Annotated in this window: 12 protein-coding genes; 9 read left to right on the forward strand and 3 right to left on the reverse strand. The window is 69.3% G+C overall.

The annotated features are described in order from the left end of the window. Positions 1–131: 131 nt before the first annotated feature. From V5F75_RS06315 to V5F75_RS06350, 8 genes are all read left to right on the forward strand, one after another. Positions 132–2,033: a M3 family oligoendopeptidase gene (locus tag V5F75_RS06315; protein ID WP_394033605.1), complete on the forward strand. Its 1,902-nt coding sequence runs from the start codon at positions 132–134 to the stop codon at positions 2,031–2,033. A gap of 118 nt (positions 2,034–2,151) precedes the next feature. Continuing rightward, positions 2,152–3,522, forward strand: coding sequence for a murein hydrolase activator EnvC family protein (locus V5F75_RS06320; protein ID WP_394033606.1), 1,371 nt, complete (start codon positions 2,152–2,154; stop codon positions 3,520–3,522). After that, on the forward strand, positions 3,519–4,865 hold the full coding sequence (locus V5F75_RS06325; protein ID WP_394033662.1) for a S41 family peptidase: 1,347 nt from the start codon (positions 3,519–3,521) through the stop codon (positions 4,863–4,865). Before V5F75_RS06320 ends, V5F75_RS06325 begins: the two co-directional genes overlap by 4 nt. 466 nt (positions 4,866–5,331) lie before the next feature. Further along, on the forward strand, positions 5,332–5,892 hold the full coding sequence (locus V5F75_RS06330) for a F0F1 ATP synthase subunit delta (RefSeq protein ID WP_394033607.1): 561 nt from the start codon (positions 5,332–5,334) through the stop codon (positions 5,890–5,892). Further along, positions 5,892–7,421, forward strand: a complete 1,530-nt coding sequence (atpA, locus tag V5F75_RS06335) for a F0F1 ATP synthase subunit alpha (protein ID WP_394033608.1) — start codon at positions 5,892–5,894, stop codon at positions 7,419–7,421. Before V5F75_RS06330 ends, atpA begins: the two co-directional genes overlap by 1 nt. A gap of 39 nt (positions 7,422–7,460) precedes the next feature. Continuing rightward, the gene (locus V5F75_RS06340) at positions 7,461–8,336 is read left to right on the forward strand and encodes a F0F1 ATP synthase subunit gamma (protein ID WP_394033609.1); all 876 of its coding nucleotides are present in this window, start codon (positions 7,461–7,463) and stop codon (positions 8,334–8,336) included. Between the two features lie 34 nt (positions 8,337–8,370). Continuing rightward, entirely contained in the window at positions 8,371–9,807 is a 1,437-nt protein-coding gene (gene atpD / locus V5F75_RS06345; RefSeq protein WP_394033610.1) for a F0F1 ATP synthase subunit beta, read from the forward strand. A gap of 299 nt (positions 9,808–10,106) precedes the next feature. Then, on the forward strand, positions 10,107–10,526 hold the full coding sequence (locus tag V5F75_RS06350) for a F0F1 ATP synthase subunit epsilon (RefSeq protein WP_394033611.1): 420 nt from the start codon (positions 10,107–10,109) through the stop codon (positions 10,524–10,526). Positions 10,527–10,997: 471 nt separating this feature from the next. On the opposite strand, the gene V5F75_RS06355 is transcribed toward V5F75_RS06350, so the two are convergent. The 3 genes from V5F75_RS06355 to V5F75_RS06365 all read right to left on the reverse strand — a co-directional run bounded on the left by V5F75_RS06355 (position 10,998) and on the right by V5F75_RS06365 (position 14,343). Beyond that, complete coding sequence (locus V5F75_RS06355) at positions 10,998–12,479, reverse strand: CoA transferase (protein WP_394033612.1); 1,482 nt, start codon at positions 12,477–12,479, stop codon at positions 10,998–11,000. A 71-nt stretch (positions 12,480–12,550) separates the two neighbouring features. Further along, positions 12,551–14,047 (reverse strand): sodium:solute symporter family transporter, encoded by a 1,497-nt coding sequence (locus V5F75_RS06360; RefSeq protein ID WP_394033613.1) that lies wholly within the window; start codon positions 14,045–14,047, stop codon positions 12,551–12,553. After that, on the reverse strand, positions 14,044–14,343 hold the full coding sequence (locus tag V5F75_RS06365; RefSeq protein ID WP_394033614.1) for a DUF485 domain-containing protein: 300 nt from the start codon (positions 14,341–14,343) through the stop codon (positions 14,044–14,046). The genes V5F75_RS06360 and V5F75_RS06365 overlap by 4 nt, the downstream gene beginning before the upstream one ends. A gap of 259 nt (positions 14,344–14,602) precedes the next feature. On the opposite strand from V5F75_RS06365, the gene V5F75_RS06370 reads away from it, so the two are divergent. Continuing rightward, positions 14,603–15,496, forward strand: a complete 894-nt coding sequence (locus tag V5F75_RS06370) for a LysR family transcriptional regulator (RefSeq protein WP_394033615.1) — start codon at positions 14,603–14,605, stop codon at positions 15,494–15,496. Positions 15,497–15,696: the final 200 nt, after the last annotated feature.

The following is a 15,696-nucleotide window of genomic DNA, read 5'->3' on the forward strand; positions in this document are numbered from 1 at the left end:
TTCGTGCGCCGTCCCGCGGCCGGCGTGCCGGCTTGCGGCGACGGCGCATTGAGGTGATCGTGTGCACCACGCTATGAGGGGGCCGCCGGGCGCCCTCGCCGTCCCGCACGCCCGATCCCGCCGGAGGTTCCATGTCGCTTCATCGCCGCCCCGCAGACCTGCCGTTCCCCGCCGCCGCGCCCGCCGGCGCCGCTTCCGGCGCGGCGCATCCGGCCGTGGTCCGCGCGGCGTCCGCCGGTGGCGCCGCCGTGTCCGAGCAGCTGCCCGAGTGGAACCTCTCCGATCTCTATTCCGGCATGGACGCGCCGGAGCTTGAGGCCGACCTCATCAAGGCGGACATCGAGTGCAAGGGGTTCGAGGAGGCCTACAAGGGCAAGCTCGCCGGCATCCTCGCCAGCCCCGAGGCGGGCGCGACGCTGGGCGCCGCGGTGCGGCGCTACGAGGAGATCGACGACCTGCTCGGCCGCATCGCCTCCTACGGCAGCCTCGTCTATGCGGGCGACACCTCCGATGCCGCGCGCGCCAAGTTCTACGGCGACATCCAGGAGCGGCTCACCGACGCCTCCACCCACCTGCTGTTCTTCACGCTGGAGCTGAACCGCCTCGACGACGCGGCCCTGGAGGCCGCCATGGCGGTGCCCGCCCTCGGACACTACCGGCCGTGGATCGAGGACCTGCGCAAGGACAAGCCCTACCAGCTCGACGACAAGGTGGAGCAGCTCTTCCACGAGAAGGCGACCACCTCCCGCTCCGCCTGGAGCCGGCTGTTCGACGAGACCATCTCCTCCCTGCGCTTCTCGGTGAACGGGCAGGAGCTGGCCATCGAGCCCACCTTGAACCAGATGCAGGACCCCAAGGAAGAGGTGCGCCGCGCCGCCGGCCTCGCGCTCGCGGACACCTTCTCCAAGAACGTGCGGCTGTTCTCCCTCGTCACCAACACGCTGGCGAAGGACAAGGAGATCTCCGACCGCTGGCGCGGCTTCCCCGATGTCGCCTCCTCCCGCCACCTCGCCAACCGGGTGGAGCAGGAGGTGGTGGACGCCATGGTGGAGGCGATCCGCGCCGCCTATCCGCGCCTCTCCCACCGCTACTACGCGCTGAAGGCCCGCTGGTTCGGCAAGGACAAGCTGGAGTTCTGGGACCGCAACGCGCCCCTGCCCAAGGTCATCACCCGCGACATCGGCTGGGGCGAGGCGAAGGACACCGTGCTCTCCGCCTACGGCGCCTTCTCTCCCCGCATGGCCGAGATCGCCGGGGTCTTCTTCGACAAGGACTGGATCGACGCGCCGACCCGGCCCGGCAAGTCGCCGGGCGCGTTCGCGCACCCCACCGTGCCCTCGGCCCATCCGTTCGTGCTGCTCAACTACCAGGGCAAGCCGCGGGACGTGATGACCCTCGCCCATGAGCTCGGCCACGGGGTGCACCAGGTGCTCGCCGCCCGCCAGGGCGCGCTGATGGCGCCGACCCCGCTGACCCTGGCCGAGACCGCATCCGTGTTCGGCGAGATGCTCACCTTCCGCCGCCTGCTGGACAAGGCCGAGACCGCCCAGGCCCGCAAGATCATGCTGGCCCAGAAGGTGGAGGACATGATCAACACGGTGGTGCGCCAGACCGCCTTCTACACCTTCGAGCGCCACGTCCACACCGAGCGCCGCAAGGGCGAGCTGACCTCCGAGGCGCTGGGCGAGATCTGGATGAAGGTGCAGAGCGAGAGCCTCGGCCCGGCCATCAACCTCGGCGCCGGCTACGAGACCTTCTGGACCTACATCCCGCACTTCATCCACTCGCCCTTCTACGTCTACGCCTATGCCTTCGGCGACTGCCTCGTGAACTCGCTCTACGCGGTCTACGAGAAGGCGGCGGACGGCTTCGCCGAGCGCTACCTCCAGATGCTGTCGGCCGGCGGCACCAAGCACCATTCCGAGCTGCTCGCCCCGTTCGGCCTCGACGCGCGGGATCCCGCTTTCTGGCAGACCGGCCTCTCGCTCATCGACCGGATGATCACTGAGCTGGAAGGCATGGAAGCCGCCTGAGGCGGGTTCCCCGAGGGAGGCCGGCCGTCGCGGCGGGCCCCCCTCGGGCAAGGATTTCCGGTGCCGCGGGCGGGCGCCTTTACGTCTCTTCAACTCCCGTCGCCTTAAGCATTGATTCATGATGCTGCGACCCGGCCCGCTCCTGTGCGCCCTCGCCATCGGCCTTGCGGGGCTGGTGGTGCCGGCGCGCGGGCAGGATCCGGCGGGGACCCCCGCGCTCCAGCTTCCCGCGCGCCCGCCGCCGGGCGCGCCGCTGCCCCCCGTTCCGCCCGCCCGCGCCGCCAGGGGCATCGACACCGACGCCCTCAAGGCGGATGTGAAGAGCGGGGAGGACTTCCAGAAACGCATCGCCGCCGAGCTGGAGGCCGCCAAGGGCGACCGCGCCAAGCTCAACGCCCTGCTCATCGAGACCGCCGGCCGCTCGCGGACGGTGGAGCAGCAGCTCATCGACGTGGAGGGCCGCATCGCGGCGCTGGACACGTCGGCCTCGGCGCTCACCGCCTCCCTCGCTAAGCGGCGCGGCGTGCTGGCGGAGGTGCTGGCGGCGCTGCTGCGCATGGGCCGCAACCCGCCGCCGGCGCTGCTGATGCGCCCCGATGACGCCCTCGACGCGGTGCGCTCGGCCATCCTGCTCGGCGCGCTGCTGCCGGAGATGCGGGTGGAGGCGGAGACGCTGGCGGCCGACCTCTCCGAGCTGGTGCGCGTGCGCGGAGAGCTGACGGCGGCGCGCGAGAGCCTCGGCCAGCTGCGCGCGGCCCTGGAGCAGGACAGGAAGCGCCTCGCCGCTCTGGTGGGCGAGCGCCAGCGCCGCCAGGCGGAGGAACATCCCCTGCCGCAGGGAGAGAAGGCGCAGGCCGATTCGCTGGCGCGGAACGCCCCCGACGTGCACGATCTCGTGAGCCGCCTGGAGACGGAGGTGCCTCCCGCCGCCCGCGCCGCAGATGCCGCGCGCGCCGCGCCGGAGCCGCCCGTCGGCGCCAAGCCCGATCTCGCCGCCCTCCAGAACCCCGCGCGCATCGCCCCCGCGGTGCCCTTCGTCGAGGCCAAGGGCTTGCTGCCATTGCCGGTGGCGGGGGTGCGCCTGCGCGATTTCGGGGCGGCGGACGACGTGGGCGCGGCCGCCAAGGGCCTCACCATCGCCACCCGCGCCGGGGCTCCGGTGACCGCGCCGGCCGACGGCTGGGTGGTCTATGCGGGGCCGTTCCGCAGCTACGGCCAACTCTTGATCATCAACGCGGGCGGCGGATACCATATCTTGATGGCGGGCATGGAAAAGATCACCGTGGAGCTGGGCCAGTTCGTCCTCGCGGGCGAGCCGGTGGCGGTCATGGGTGGTCTGGCGCGTCCGGGCGCGCCCGCGCCTGGGAGCTCCCCCCTTGGCACGGCCTCGGGACAGCCCCAATTGTATGTTGAATTCCGCAAGGACGGAGTCTCGATCGATCCCGCCCCCTGGTGGGCGGCAACGGAAAGTCGGAAGGTGCGCGGATAATGCGTCGGACATCCCTTTTTCTTTTCGGCGTCGCAGCCGGCGCCCTGGTGGCCGTCGCCGCGGTGCAGCCGCGCGCCATCCTCGGCACGGCGGCCGAGGCGGCGTCTTCGGACACCTACCGTCAGCTCAACCTCTTCGGTGACGTGTTCGAGCGCGTGCGCTCGGACTACGTGGAAAAGCCGGAGGACTCGAAGCTGATCGAGTCGGCCATCAACGGCATGCTGCAGTCGCTCGATCCCCACTCCTCCTACATGGACGCGAAGAACCACCGCGACATGCAGGTGCAGACCAAGGGCGAGTTCGGCGGCCTCGGCATCGAGGTGACCATGGAGGACGGCCTGGTGAAGGTGGTCGCTCCCATGGAGGACACCCCCGCGGCCAAGGCCGGCGTGCTGGCCGGCGACCTCATCACCAAGCTCAACGGCGACGCGGTGCAGGGCCTGAGCCTGAACGAGGCCGTGGACAAGATGCGCGGCGCGGTGGGCACGCCCATCACCCTCACCATCGTGCGCAAGGGCGTCGACAAGCCGCTCGACCTGAAGGTGACGCGCGACACCATCAAGATCAAGGTTGTGCGCTCGCGGGTGGAGAATGGCGACATCGCCTACATTCGCGTCAACTCCTTCAACGAGCAGACCTACGATGGCCTGAAGAAGGCCGTGGACGATCTCACCGCCGAGATCGGCCCGGACAAGATCAAGGGCTACATCATCGACCTGCGCAACAACCCCGGCGGCCTCCTGGATCAGGCGATCGCGGTGTCGGACGCCTTCCTCGACCGCGGCGAGATCGTCTCGACCCGCGGCCGCAATCCGGAGGAGACGCAGCGCTTCAATGCGCGCGGCGGCGACCTCACCAAGGGCAAGCCGGTGATCGTGCTGGTCAACGGCGGCTCGGCCTCGGCCTCGGAAATCGTGGCCGGCGCGCTGCAGGACCAGAAGCGCGCGACCGTGCTCGGCTCGCGCACCTTCGGCAAGGGCTCGGTGCAGACCATCATCCCGCTCGGCCAGAACGGGGCGCTGCGCCTGACCACCGCGCGCTACTACACGCCTTCGGGCCGCTCCATCCAGGCCAAGGGCATCGAGCCCGACATCGTCCTGGTGCAGGACATGCCCGACGACGTGAAGGCCAAGCTCGGCGCTTCCGGCGACCCCACCCGCGGCGAAGCCTCGCTCAAGGGGCATCTCAAGAACGGCGAGGACGAGCAGGCGGGTTCGCCCTCCTATGTGCCGCCGGACCCGAAGGACGACACCCAGCTCAAGCTGGCGGTGGAGCTGATGGAGGGCACCGTGAAGAACGCCGCCTTCCCCGCGAGCACGAACAAGACTACGCAGGCGAACTGAGCCTTCGGCTCCCTCGGGCTGCCGAAAATTCATGCAGAACAGCGCCTCCGCTCAATCTTTGCGCGGGGGCGCTTTCTTAAATCCTCAGCCGCTGCATTCATGCAACGGTTGTGGCGCGCGTGACGTCGCGGATTCTGAGCCGCCTTCGGGCTTTTCCTGCATTCATGCGGCTTCCGGCGGTTCCGGGCGCCGCCTTCACGCAAGGGCAGGGCGCCTGTGGGCGCCTGTTGCCACAGCTCGCGGTAGCTCCGCGACGGCAATGAGATGCTCCCGGTGCGGCAATGCGGCCTAGGTGCCATCCTTCGGTCATGTTGCCGCCTAGATCGGCCTGTGTTAGGCAACCCGGGATTTCGAGGGTGGGGTTTCGCCCGCTGGCGAGGTCACACCATAATATTCCCAACAGATCAAGGGTTTGGGTCATAGCCGGGGCAAGCGTGCCCGGGGGGCGGCTGCAAATCCGAGAGAGGTGCGGGTGGCGGATACGATCGTGTCAGGCATGGCGGGGCGCTACGCGACCGCGCTGTTCGAACTGGCGGATGAAGCCGGCGCCATTGATTCCGTGAAAGCGGATCTCGATCGCCTGTCGGCCCTCATTGCCGAAAGTGCGGATCTGGCGCGGCTGGTGAAGAGTCCCGTCTTCACGGCCGATGTGCAGCTTTCCGCTATCACCGCGATTCTGGAAAAGGCCGAGATCGGCGGTCTCGCGGGCAATTTCGTGAAGCTGGTGGCGCAGAACCGCCGCCTGTTCGCGCTCCCGCAGATGATCGCCGACTTCAGCGCCCTGGTGGCCGCCAAGCGCGGTGAGACCACGGCGCAGGTGACGGTGGCTCAGCCCCTGAGCGACGCGCATCTCGCGGAGCTGAAGGAGGCGCTGGCCAGCAAGACCGGCAAGGACGTGCAGCTCGACGTCACCGTCGACCCGTCCATCCTCGGTGGTCTCATCGTGAAGCTCGGCTCCCGCATGGTCGACGCTTCGCTGAAGACCAAACTCAATTCTATCCGGCATGCGATGAAAGAGGTCCGCTGATGGACATTCGAGCCGCTGAAATTTCTGCCATCCTCAAGGAGCAGATCCAGAACTTCGGCCAGGAGGCCGAGGTGTCCGAGGTCGGGCAGGTTCTCTCCGTCGGCGACGGCATCGCCCGCGTCTACGGCCTCGACAATGTCCAGGCCGGCGAGATGGTCGAGTTCGAGAACGGCACGCGCGGCATGGCGCTGAACCTCGAGATCGACAACGTCGGCATCGTGATCTTCGGCTCCGACCGTGAGATCAAGGAAGGCCAGACCGTCAAGCGCACCGGCGCCATCGTGGACGCCCCCGTGGGCAAGGGCCTGCTCGGCCGCGTCGTGGACGCCCTCGGCAACCCGATCGACGGCAAGGGCCCCATCGAGTACACCGAGCGTCGCCGCGTCGACGTGAAGGCTCCGGGCATCATTCCGCGCAAGTCCGTGCATGAGCCCATGCAGACCGGCCTCAAGGCCATCGACGCCCTGATCCCGATCGGCCGCGGTCAGCGCGAGCTCATCATCGGCGACCGCCAGACCGGCAAGACCGCCGTCGCGCTCGATTCGATCCTGAATCAGAAGCCCATCAACCAGGGCACCGACGAGAAGGCCAAGCTCTACTGCGTGTATGTCGCGGTGGGCCAGAAGCGCTCCACCGTCGCCCAGTTCGTGAAAGTGCTGGAGGAGCAGGGCGCGCTCGAATATTCGATCGTCGTCGCCGCCACCGCCTCCGACGCGGCTCCCATGCAGTTCCTGGCGCCGTTCACCGGCACCGCCATGGGCGAGTTCTTCCGTGACAACGGCATGCACGCGCTCATCATCCACGACGACCTGTCCAAGCAGGCCGTGGCCTACCGCCAGATGTCGCTGCTGCTGCGCCGCCCGCCGGGCCGCGAGGCCTATCCCGGCGACGTGTTCTACCTGCACTCCCGCCTGCTGGAGCGCGCGGCCAAGCTGAACGACGCCAACGGCGCCGGCTCGCTCACCGCCCTCCCGGTCATCGAGACCCAGGCCAACGACGTGTCGGCCTACATCCCGACCAACGTGATCTCCATCACCGACGGTCAGATCTTCCTCGAGTCCGACCTGTTCTACCAGGGCATCCGCCCGGCGGTGAACGTCGGCCTGTCGGTGTCGCGCGTGGGCTCCTCGGCCCAGATCAAGGCGATGAAGCAGGTGGCGGGCAAGATCAAGGGCGAGCTCGCCCAGTACCGTGAGCTCGCGGCCTTCGCCCAGTTCGGCTCGGACCTCGATGCCTCGACCCAGAAGCTGCTGAACCGCGGCGCCCGCCTCACCGAGCTGCTCAAGCAGAGCCAGTTCTCGCCCCTCAAGGTCGAGGAGCAGGTGGCGGTGATCTTCGCCGGCACCAACGGCTACCTTGATCCGCTGCCGGTTTCCAAGGTGCGCGAGTTCGAGCAGGGTCTCCTGCTGGCGCTGCGCTCTCAGCATCCGGAGATCCTGGAGGCGATCCGCACCTCCAAGGAACTGGCCAAGGACACCGCCGAGAAGCTGACGAAGGCCCTCGACGCCTTTGCCAAGAGCTTCGCCTGAGCGGCGCTCCCTGTTCCTCGAACCTGACGGACGGGCGCGATGGCGAGTCTGAAGGACCTTAGAAACCGCATCGCCTCTGTGAAGGCGACGCAGAAGATCACCAAGGCGATGCAGATGGTCGCCGCGGCGAAGCTGCGTCGCGCCCAGCAGGCGGCGGAAGCGGCCCGGCCCTATGCCGAGCGCATGGAGACGGTGCTGGGCAATCTTGCCGTCGGCATCGTCGGCAATTCCCAGGCGCCGGTGCTGCTCGCCGGCACCGGCCGGACCCAGACGCATCTGCTTCTGGTCTGCACCGGCGAGCGCGGCCTGTGCGGCGCCTTCAACAGCTCCATCGTGCGCCTGGCGCGCGAGAAGGCTCAGGCGCTGATTGCGGAAGGTAAGGAGGTCAAGATCCTCTGCGTCGGCCGCAAGGGCGCCGAGCAGCTGCGCCGCGTCTATCCCGACCGCATCCTTGAGGTGGTGGACCTGCGCAGCGTGCGCACCATCGGCTTCAAGGAGGCCCACGGGATCGCGGCCAAGGTGCTGGGCCTGCTCGATGATGGCGCGTTCGACGTTTGCACGCTCTTCTATTCGAACTTCAAGAGCGTGATCCAGCAGGTGCCGACCGCCCAGCAGCTCATCCCCGCGACCTTCCCCGAGCGCGACACCAGCGACGCGGGGCCGGTCTATGAATACGAGCCGACGGAAGAGGAGATCCTCGCGGACCTCCTGCCGCGCAACATCGCCGTGCAGATCTTCCGCGCGCTGCTGGAGAATCAGGCGTCCTTCTATGGCGCGCAGATGAGCGCCATGGACAACGCCACCCGCAATGCGGGCGACATGATCAAGAAGCAGACGCTCACCTACAACCGCACCCGCCAGGCCATGATCACGAAGGAACTCATCGAGATCATCTCTGGCGCCGAGGCCGTCTGACGCCTCGCGACCGAAGATACGAAGGACGACGAAAATGGCGAAAAAGGTCGGACGCATCACCCAGGTCATCGGCGCCGTCGTCGACGTGCAGTTCGACGACCATCTGCCGGCGATCCTCAACGCGCTGGAGACCACCAACCAGGGCAACCGCCTGGTTCTCGAGGTGGCGCAGCATCTCGGCGAGAACACCGTGCGCGCCATCGCCATGGACGCCACCGAGGGTCTCGTGCGCGGCGCTGTCGTCGAGGACACCGACGAGCCGATCCAGGTGCCCGTCGGCGACGGCACGCTGGGTCGCATCATGAACGTCATCGGCGAGCCGGTGGACGAGGTGGGCCCCATCTCCTTCGAGCTGAAGCGCGGCATTCACCAGCCGGCGCCGTCCTACGCCGAGCAGGCGACCGAGGCCGAGATCCTCGTCACCGGCATCAAGGTGGTGGACCTGCTCGCGCCCTACGCCAAGGGCGGCAAGATCGGCCTGTTCGGTGGCGCCGGCGTGGGCAAGACCGTGCTCATCATGGAGCTCATCAACAACGTGGCGAAGGCGCACGGCGGCTATTCCGTGTTCGCCGGCGTGGGTGAGCGCACCCGTGAGGGCAACGACCTCTACCACGAGATGATCGAGTCCAACGTGAACAAGGACCCCAAGGAGCATGGTGGCTCTGCGGCGGGCTCCAAGTGCGCGCTGGTGTACGGCCAGATGAACGAGCCTCCGGGCGCCCGCGCCCGTGTCGCGCTCACCGGCCTCACGGTCGCCGAGCACTTCCGCGACCAGGGCCAGGACGTGCTGTTCTTCGTGGACAACATCTTCCGCTTCACGCAGGCGGGTTCCGAGGTGTCGGCCCTTCTCGGTCGCATTCCCTCGGCGGTGGGCTATCAGCCGACGCTGGCCACCGACATGGGCGCCCTGCAGGAGCGCATCACCACCACCACCAAGGGCTCGATCACTTCGGTGCAGGCCATCTACGTGCCCGCCGACGACCTGACCGACCCGGCGCCGGCCGCCTCCTTCACCCATCTGGACGCGACCACCGTGCTTTCGCGCTCCATCGCGGAGAAGGGCATCTATCCGGCGGTGGACCCGCTGGACTCCACCTCGCGCATGCTGTCCCCCGCCATCCTCGGCGAGGAGCACTATAACACCGCCCGCCAGGTGCAGCAGACCCTGCAGCGGTACAAGGCGCTCCAGGACATCATCGCCATCCTGGGCATGGACGAGCTTTCGGAAGAGGATAAGCTGACGGTGGCGCGCGCCCGCAAGATCGAGCGCTTCCTGTCCCAGCCCTTCCACGTCGCCGAAGTGTTCACCGGCTCGCCCGGCAAGCTGGTGGATCTGAAGGACACCATTGCCGGCTTCAAGGGCCTGGTGGAAGGCAAGTACGACTACCTGCCCGAGCAGGCCTTCTACATGGTTGGCTCCATGGAAGAAGCCATCGAGAAGGGCAAGAAGCTGGCCGCCGAGGCGGCGTGATCGGCTTTCGCTGACGACGGGCGCTCGCGGAGAACGCGAGCGCCCACGACTTGAGTGATGGGAAGCCGGGCGCGGCTTTTTCGGTGGAAGCGGCAGCGGCCGTTTCGCCGCGGTGGCGCTGGGGTTCTAATTCCGAGCGGCTGCGGGCGTGTTTCGTGGTCGCGGTGTCGTGTGACGCGACAGCTGCCCGGCGTCGCGCCGCGCGCTTCAGGGCTCGCCCGGCGTTTTTCGACGGATGGCGCGGGACCATGAGCCCCTTCGGCGCGGTGGCGCCGGAGAGAAGGGAACCGGAGACGAAGATGGCGAGCTTATCCTTTGAACTGGTTTCGCCCGAGCGGCTGGTGTTCTCCGGCGCCGTGAGCGAGGTGATCGTGCCGGGCGCCGAGGGCGAGTTCGGCGTGCTCGCGGGCCATGCGCCCTATATCGGCACGCTCAAGCCGGGCATCCTCACCATCAAGGGCGAGGGTGCACCGAAGCGCTATTTCGTGCGCGGCGGCTTCGCTGAAGTGAATCTGGCGGGCCTCACCGTTCTCGCGGAGGAAGCAAAGCCGGTGGAGGAGATCGACCCGGCGACGCTGCGCCAGCAGATCCAGGACGCGAAGGAAGACGTTTCGGACGCCAAGAGCGACGATGCTCGCCAGCGCGCCGAGCGTCATCTTGCGGACCTCGAGCAGGTGGCCGATGCCCTGGAGCGCGGCTTCGGAAACGCGGCGCACTGATTTCGATCTGTGAAGCTTTGAAAAAGGCCGGGCCCTGCGCCCGGCCTTTTTGCGTTGACGACCGTCATGAAGCGGCGATGCAGCGGAGGGGCGCGGGTGGGGCGGCGTCTCGGGGTCGCGCAGCGCGGCAGGGTCCGGGCGAAGGGTGCTGTGACCGATGGCCGTCGGCGGGAGCGGCCCGAGACAGCGCGCCTCGGGGAGCGCCGACCGGGAAACGCGCAACGGGTACCGGCGCCGCGTTCATGGGGCCGGCGACCCGTCGCAACGCGGGGCGCGCCTTCGTGTGCTTAGCGCGGGAACCAGAGGGGGCAAGGCGCCTGTGCCTTGCGGGCGCTCATGGCGCGCGCGCCGGCTGAAAGCGCCATGGCGCTTTCTTCAAGCGGAACGGCGCCCGATTCGCGTGAACAGGCGCCAACCGGGCCGCAGGCCGCGGCCGGGCTGGCGTCGTGGTGCCTGAGCGGCGTGCGCGGATCAGACGGCGGCGCGCAGGGCTGAGGCGGCATCACCGCCGCGGGGCAGCCATTCCGGCCGGTCGCTGCCGAGGCGCGGAGTGGGGCGGAGCCACCGGCAAGGTGTCTGCGACATCCGCAGCACAGGCGCCAGGGTCTTCAGATCGCCGTAGCAGGTGCCGTCGACGCGCATCGAGAGCGCCTCGAACTCCTCCGCCGTCAGGTGCCCCGGCGCGGTCTCGAAGCCCCGGACCAACCCCTCGCGCTGCAGAAGCATGGCCGACTGGCATAGCGACACCTGCACGCGGTAGCTGCCGCCTTCCCGCGCGCGGCGGGCGAGGGCCAGCATGGCGCCGAACGCGCCGAGGAAGCCGGTGAGAAAATCACACATGAAGACCGGGGTCAGTTCCGGCGCGCCCGCGCCAAGGGCCTCCCCCTGGGTGTGGCAGATACCGGTGACGGCCTGGGCCACCTGGTCCCAGCCTGCCCGCGCGCCGAAGGGCCCGCCCGAGCCGAAGCAGTTGACGGAGACGTGCACCAGCCCGGGGCGGAGCGCCATCAGCTGCTCGGCCCCGAAGCCGTGGGCGGCGAGGCGCTGCGGCCGGTAGCCATCGATGAACACATCGGCGGCGCGGACGAGCGCGCGCAGGCGGTCGGCCTCCTCGGGCCGGTTGAAGTTGAGGAAGGAACTGCGCTTGCCGTGGCTGGTGTCGCGCACGAAGGCGGGCACCTGGGGCAGTTCGGGCGCCGTCACCATCAGCACGTCGGCGCCATGCTCGGCGAGGCTGAGGCCGGCGGTGGGGCCGGCGAGAATGCGCGTGAGATCGAGCACGCGCAGCCCGGCCATGGGGGCGTCGCCCTGGGGCAGCGGCTCCGGCGCGCCGTCCGCCACCTTGGTGATCTCCACCACCGGCCGGGCGGCGAGATAGGCGCCATGGGGGTGGGCGAGCCATTCCTCGGGCGTGCGCACCTTGCCGCCGCAGGCGCGGGCCTCCGCCAGGGCGTCCTCCAGCGGGTCGGCCTTCCAGCGGCCCACGCCGGCCTTCACGCCCTCCACCGAGCTTTCGCAGGCGAGCACGTCCAGCACCCGCCGCTCCAGGTGGGGCAGGTTGGTGTGGGGCAGGACGTGGCCGCCGTCGGCGGTCGGCCAGGGCTGGGTGAGGGCCACCATGTGCTTCATGGCGGGCGAGGCGGGGATGGGATGGTAGCGGCCGTCCGTCCCCTTGAGCAGCGTCTCCTCTCCGCCGGAGAGGGAGGTGGCGGCGGCGGCGCGGGCATCGACGGAGATCTTCTGGCGTCGCCCGGTGCGCAGCTCCCACAGGTCGTTGGCGGCGACCCCGCGGGCGGCCAGGGCGGCGGCCGAAACCTCGCCGATGCGGAACGGCGTGCGGAAGAAGGGATCGGCGCCGGTCAGTGTCACCTCGTCTAATGCGAGGGGGGCGCCGGCGCGGATGGCCATCAGCTCGCGGAAGGCGTTGGAGCGGGTGCGGAGGTCTTCGGTCATGGTTCTCTTGCCTTCGGTGGGGGCGGCGCGGGCGGCGGCCGTCCGCGCGCGGTTGCGGGAGGCGGGCGCGCTCAGGCGGCCGCCGGCAGGGGCGCGGGGCGCCCGGCGCGGGAGACGAGCCAGCAGGTGAGGAAGGCCAGCGGCATGGAGATGAGGGTGGGCGGATCGAGCGTGACCACCGGGGCCGCGAAGCCGAACACCTTCACCCACATGGAGGGGCCGAGCACCGTGAGCGCCAGCGCCGCCACCAGCCCGACGCTGCCGCCGGCGATGGCGCCGCGGGTGGTGAGGCCCCGCCAGTAGATGGACAGCAGCAGCACCGGAAAGGTGGACGAGCAGGCGATGGCGAAGGCCAGGGAGATCATGTAGGCGACGTTCTGCCCCTCGAACGCGATGCCGAGGGCGATCGCCTCCAGCCCCAGCACCACGGTGGCGATGCGGGAGATGCGCAGCTCCTGCCGGTCGTCCACGTGGCCCTTCAGCACCACCCGGGCGTAGAGGTCGTGGCTGACGGAGGAGGCGCCGGCGAGGGTGAGCCCCGCTACCACGGCGAGGATGGTGGCGAAGGCCACCGCCGAGACGAGGCCCAGCATCACGTTGCCGCCCAGGATGCGGGAGAGGTGGATGGCCACCATGTTGACGCCGCCGATCACCTTGCCGTCGGCGCCCAGGGCGCTGGCCTCGCCGGAGAGGATGAGGATGGCGCCGAAGCCGAACACGGCGGTGGCGGCGTAGAAGGTGGAGATGAAGGCCGTGCCCCACACCACGGAGTTCCGCGCCGCGCGGGCATCGGGCACCGTGAAGAAGCGCATGAGGATGTGCGGCAGGCCGGCGGTGCCGAACATGAGCGCCAGCGCCAGGGACAGGGCGGAGAACGGCGCGCGCGCCGCCGATGCGGGGGCAAGGATGGTCTCGCCCTTCGGGTGCGCGGCGGCGGCGCCCTTCAGGATGGCGGAGACATCGAACCCGAAGCGCTGCAACACCAGGAAGGCGATGAGCGCGCCGCCCGCCAGCATCAGGCAGGCCTTCACGATCTGCACCCAGGTGGTGGCCATCATGCCGCCGAACATGACGTAGCAGATCATCAGCGCCCCCACGAGCGCCACCGCCGCCTTGAAGCCGATGCCGAACAGCAGCTCGATGAGCGCGCCGGCGCCGACGATCTGGGCGATGAGGTAGAAGGCGATCACCACCAGGGACGCGACCGCCCCGAAGATGCGCATGGGCGTCTCGTCGAGGTTCAGGCTCACCACGTCCGAGAAGGTGAACCTGCCGAGCCGCCGCAGCCGTTCCGCCAGCAGGAACACCACGATGGGCATGCCGGTGGAATAGCCGATGGCATAGATGTAGCCGTCGAAGCCGCTGGTGAAGATGAGGCCCGTGAGCCCCAGGAAGGCGCCGGCGGAGAGCGCGTCTCCGGCCAGCGCGAGGCCGTTCTGGAGGCTCGTGACATTGCCGCCGGCGGCGTAGAAGTCGTTCGTGCCCTTGGTGTTGCGCGCCGCCCACCAGGTGATGGCGAGGGACAGCAGCACGATGGCGAGGAAGCAGGCGATGGCCACGGTGTTCATCGCGCCGCCCCTTCCGCCGCCGCGCCGGCGTCCCGCGTCTCGAACAGGGGGGCCTCGCGCCGGTTCGCCGCCACCGCGTAGCCGACGGTGAGCGCGAAGCCGAGGGCGATGACGCCGAGCCCACCGGCGAACGCCCAGGTGATCGCCCCGCCCGGCGTGACGGGCGCCGCCAGCAGCGCCGGCGCGAAGGCCGCGAGCGCGGTGAAGGCGAGATAGGCGAGGGCGAGGATCGCGGTGGCGCCGAGGCCGAGCCCGGCGCCATCTTCGCGGGCCTGCGGTTTGGTTGGTGAGGTCATGTGGTTGTTCCCTTCTGGATGGCGGATTTCCGCCGGCTGGGGCGCCAGGGTTGGGAGGAGGCCTCTGGCCCTGGTCGCCTCATTTTTGAGCAGGAATGAACCTGATGACTTTCGAGGCTAATAGCGCGTTTGACATTCCTGAAATGGTTTGATCTGATCTCAGTCATCTGAAAATGAGATGCCAGCGCCCCGCCTCCGGCGGATTGCGGGCCCGGCAGCGCGTGGTGTGAGCGCGCGTCTCCTGCACCGGTGCGGAACCATGAACAGCGCGGATCTGGAATTTTTTCTCGCGGTGAGCCGCGAGGCCTCCATCGGCGGGGCCGCGGCCCGGCTCAACACCGCCCAGTCCAACGTGACGAACCGCATCAAGAAGCTGGAGGCGGACCTCGACGTCATCCTGTTCGAGCGGCACTCACGCGGGGTGAAGCTCACCGGCGCGGGCGAGCGGCTGCTGCCGTTCGCGGCGGAGGTGGGCCGGCTGCTGGGTGAGGCGCGGCGCGCGGTCGCCGCCTCCGACATCCCCGGCGGGCCGCTGCCGATCGGCGCCATGGAGACCACCATGGCGCTGCGCCTCAGCGAGCGGCTCGTGACCTTCTCCCGCCGATGCCCCGACGTGGACCTCACCCTGCGCACCGGCACCACCGCGGAACTGGTGGAGCAGGTGCTGCGGCAGGAGCTGGAGGGCGCCTATGTGTGCGGGCCCCTGGCGCACCCGCGCCTGGTGGCGCGGAGCGCCTTCCTGGAGGAGCTGGCGGTCGTGGCGGGGCCGGATGTCGCCTCCCTCGATGTGATCGCCGAACGGGGACACGCCAACATCTACGTGTTCCGCCGGGGCTGTTCCTATCGTCAGCGGCTGGAGCAGCTGCTGGCGCGGCGCGGCATCGCGGTGGCGCGCACGCTGGAATACGGCAGCCTCGATGCCATCCTCGCCTGCGTCTCCGCCGGCATGGGTGTGACGCTGCTGCCCCTGGACCTGCTGAAGGCCCACGGCGGGGCGCGCAGCTTCCGGGTGCTGCGCCTGCCGCGCGAGGAGGCGCGGGTGGAGACGCTCTTCATCCGCCGCGCGCAGGTCTATGTCTCGCCTGCGCTCACCGCCTTCCTGGAGGCCATGGAGGCGCCGGCCCCGGCCGGCATGGCCGAGGCGGGAGAATAGGCCCGCCGCCCAGGCGCGGGCCTGCGGCTGCCTGCGAGACAGGATTGAACCCGTGGCCGACGGCCAGAGTGAATTGAAAAATAAAATGTAATTTCACGCCTGCCCCCAGGGCCGCGCAGCAGCCCGGCGGCGGGGGTCACGCATGGCCTTCGCGGCGCAGGATGCCCGGCCGGCCGCGGACGGTCCATGGAGCGCATCCC

The sequence above is a fragment of the Xanthobacter albus genome, from assembly GCF_043194895.2.
Taxonomy (GTDB): Bacteria; Pseudomonadota; Alphaproteobacteria; order Rhizobiales; family Xanthobacteraceae; genus Xanthobacter.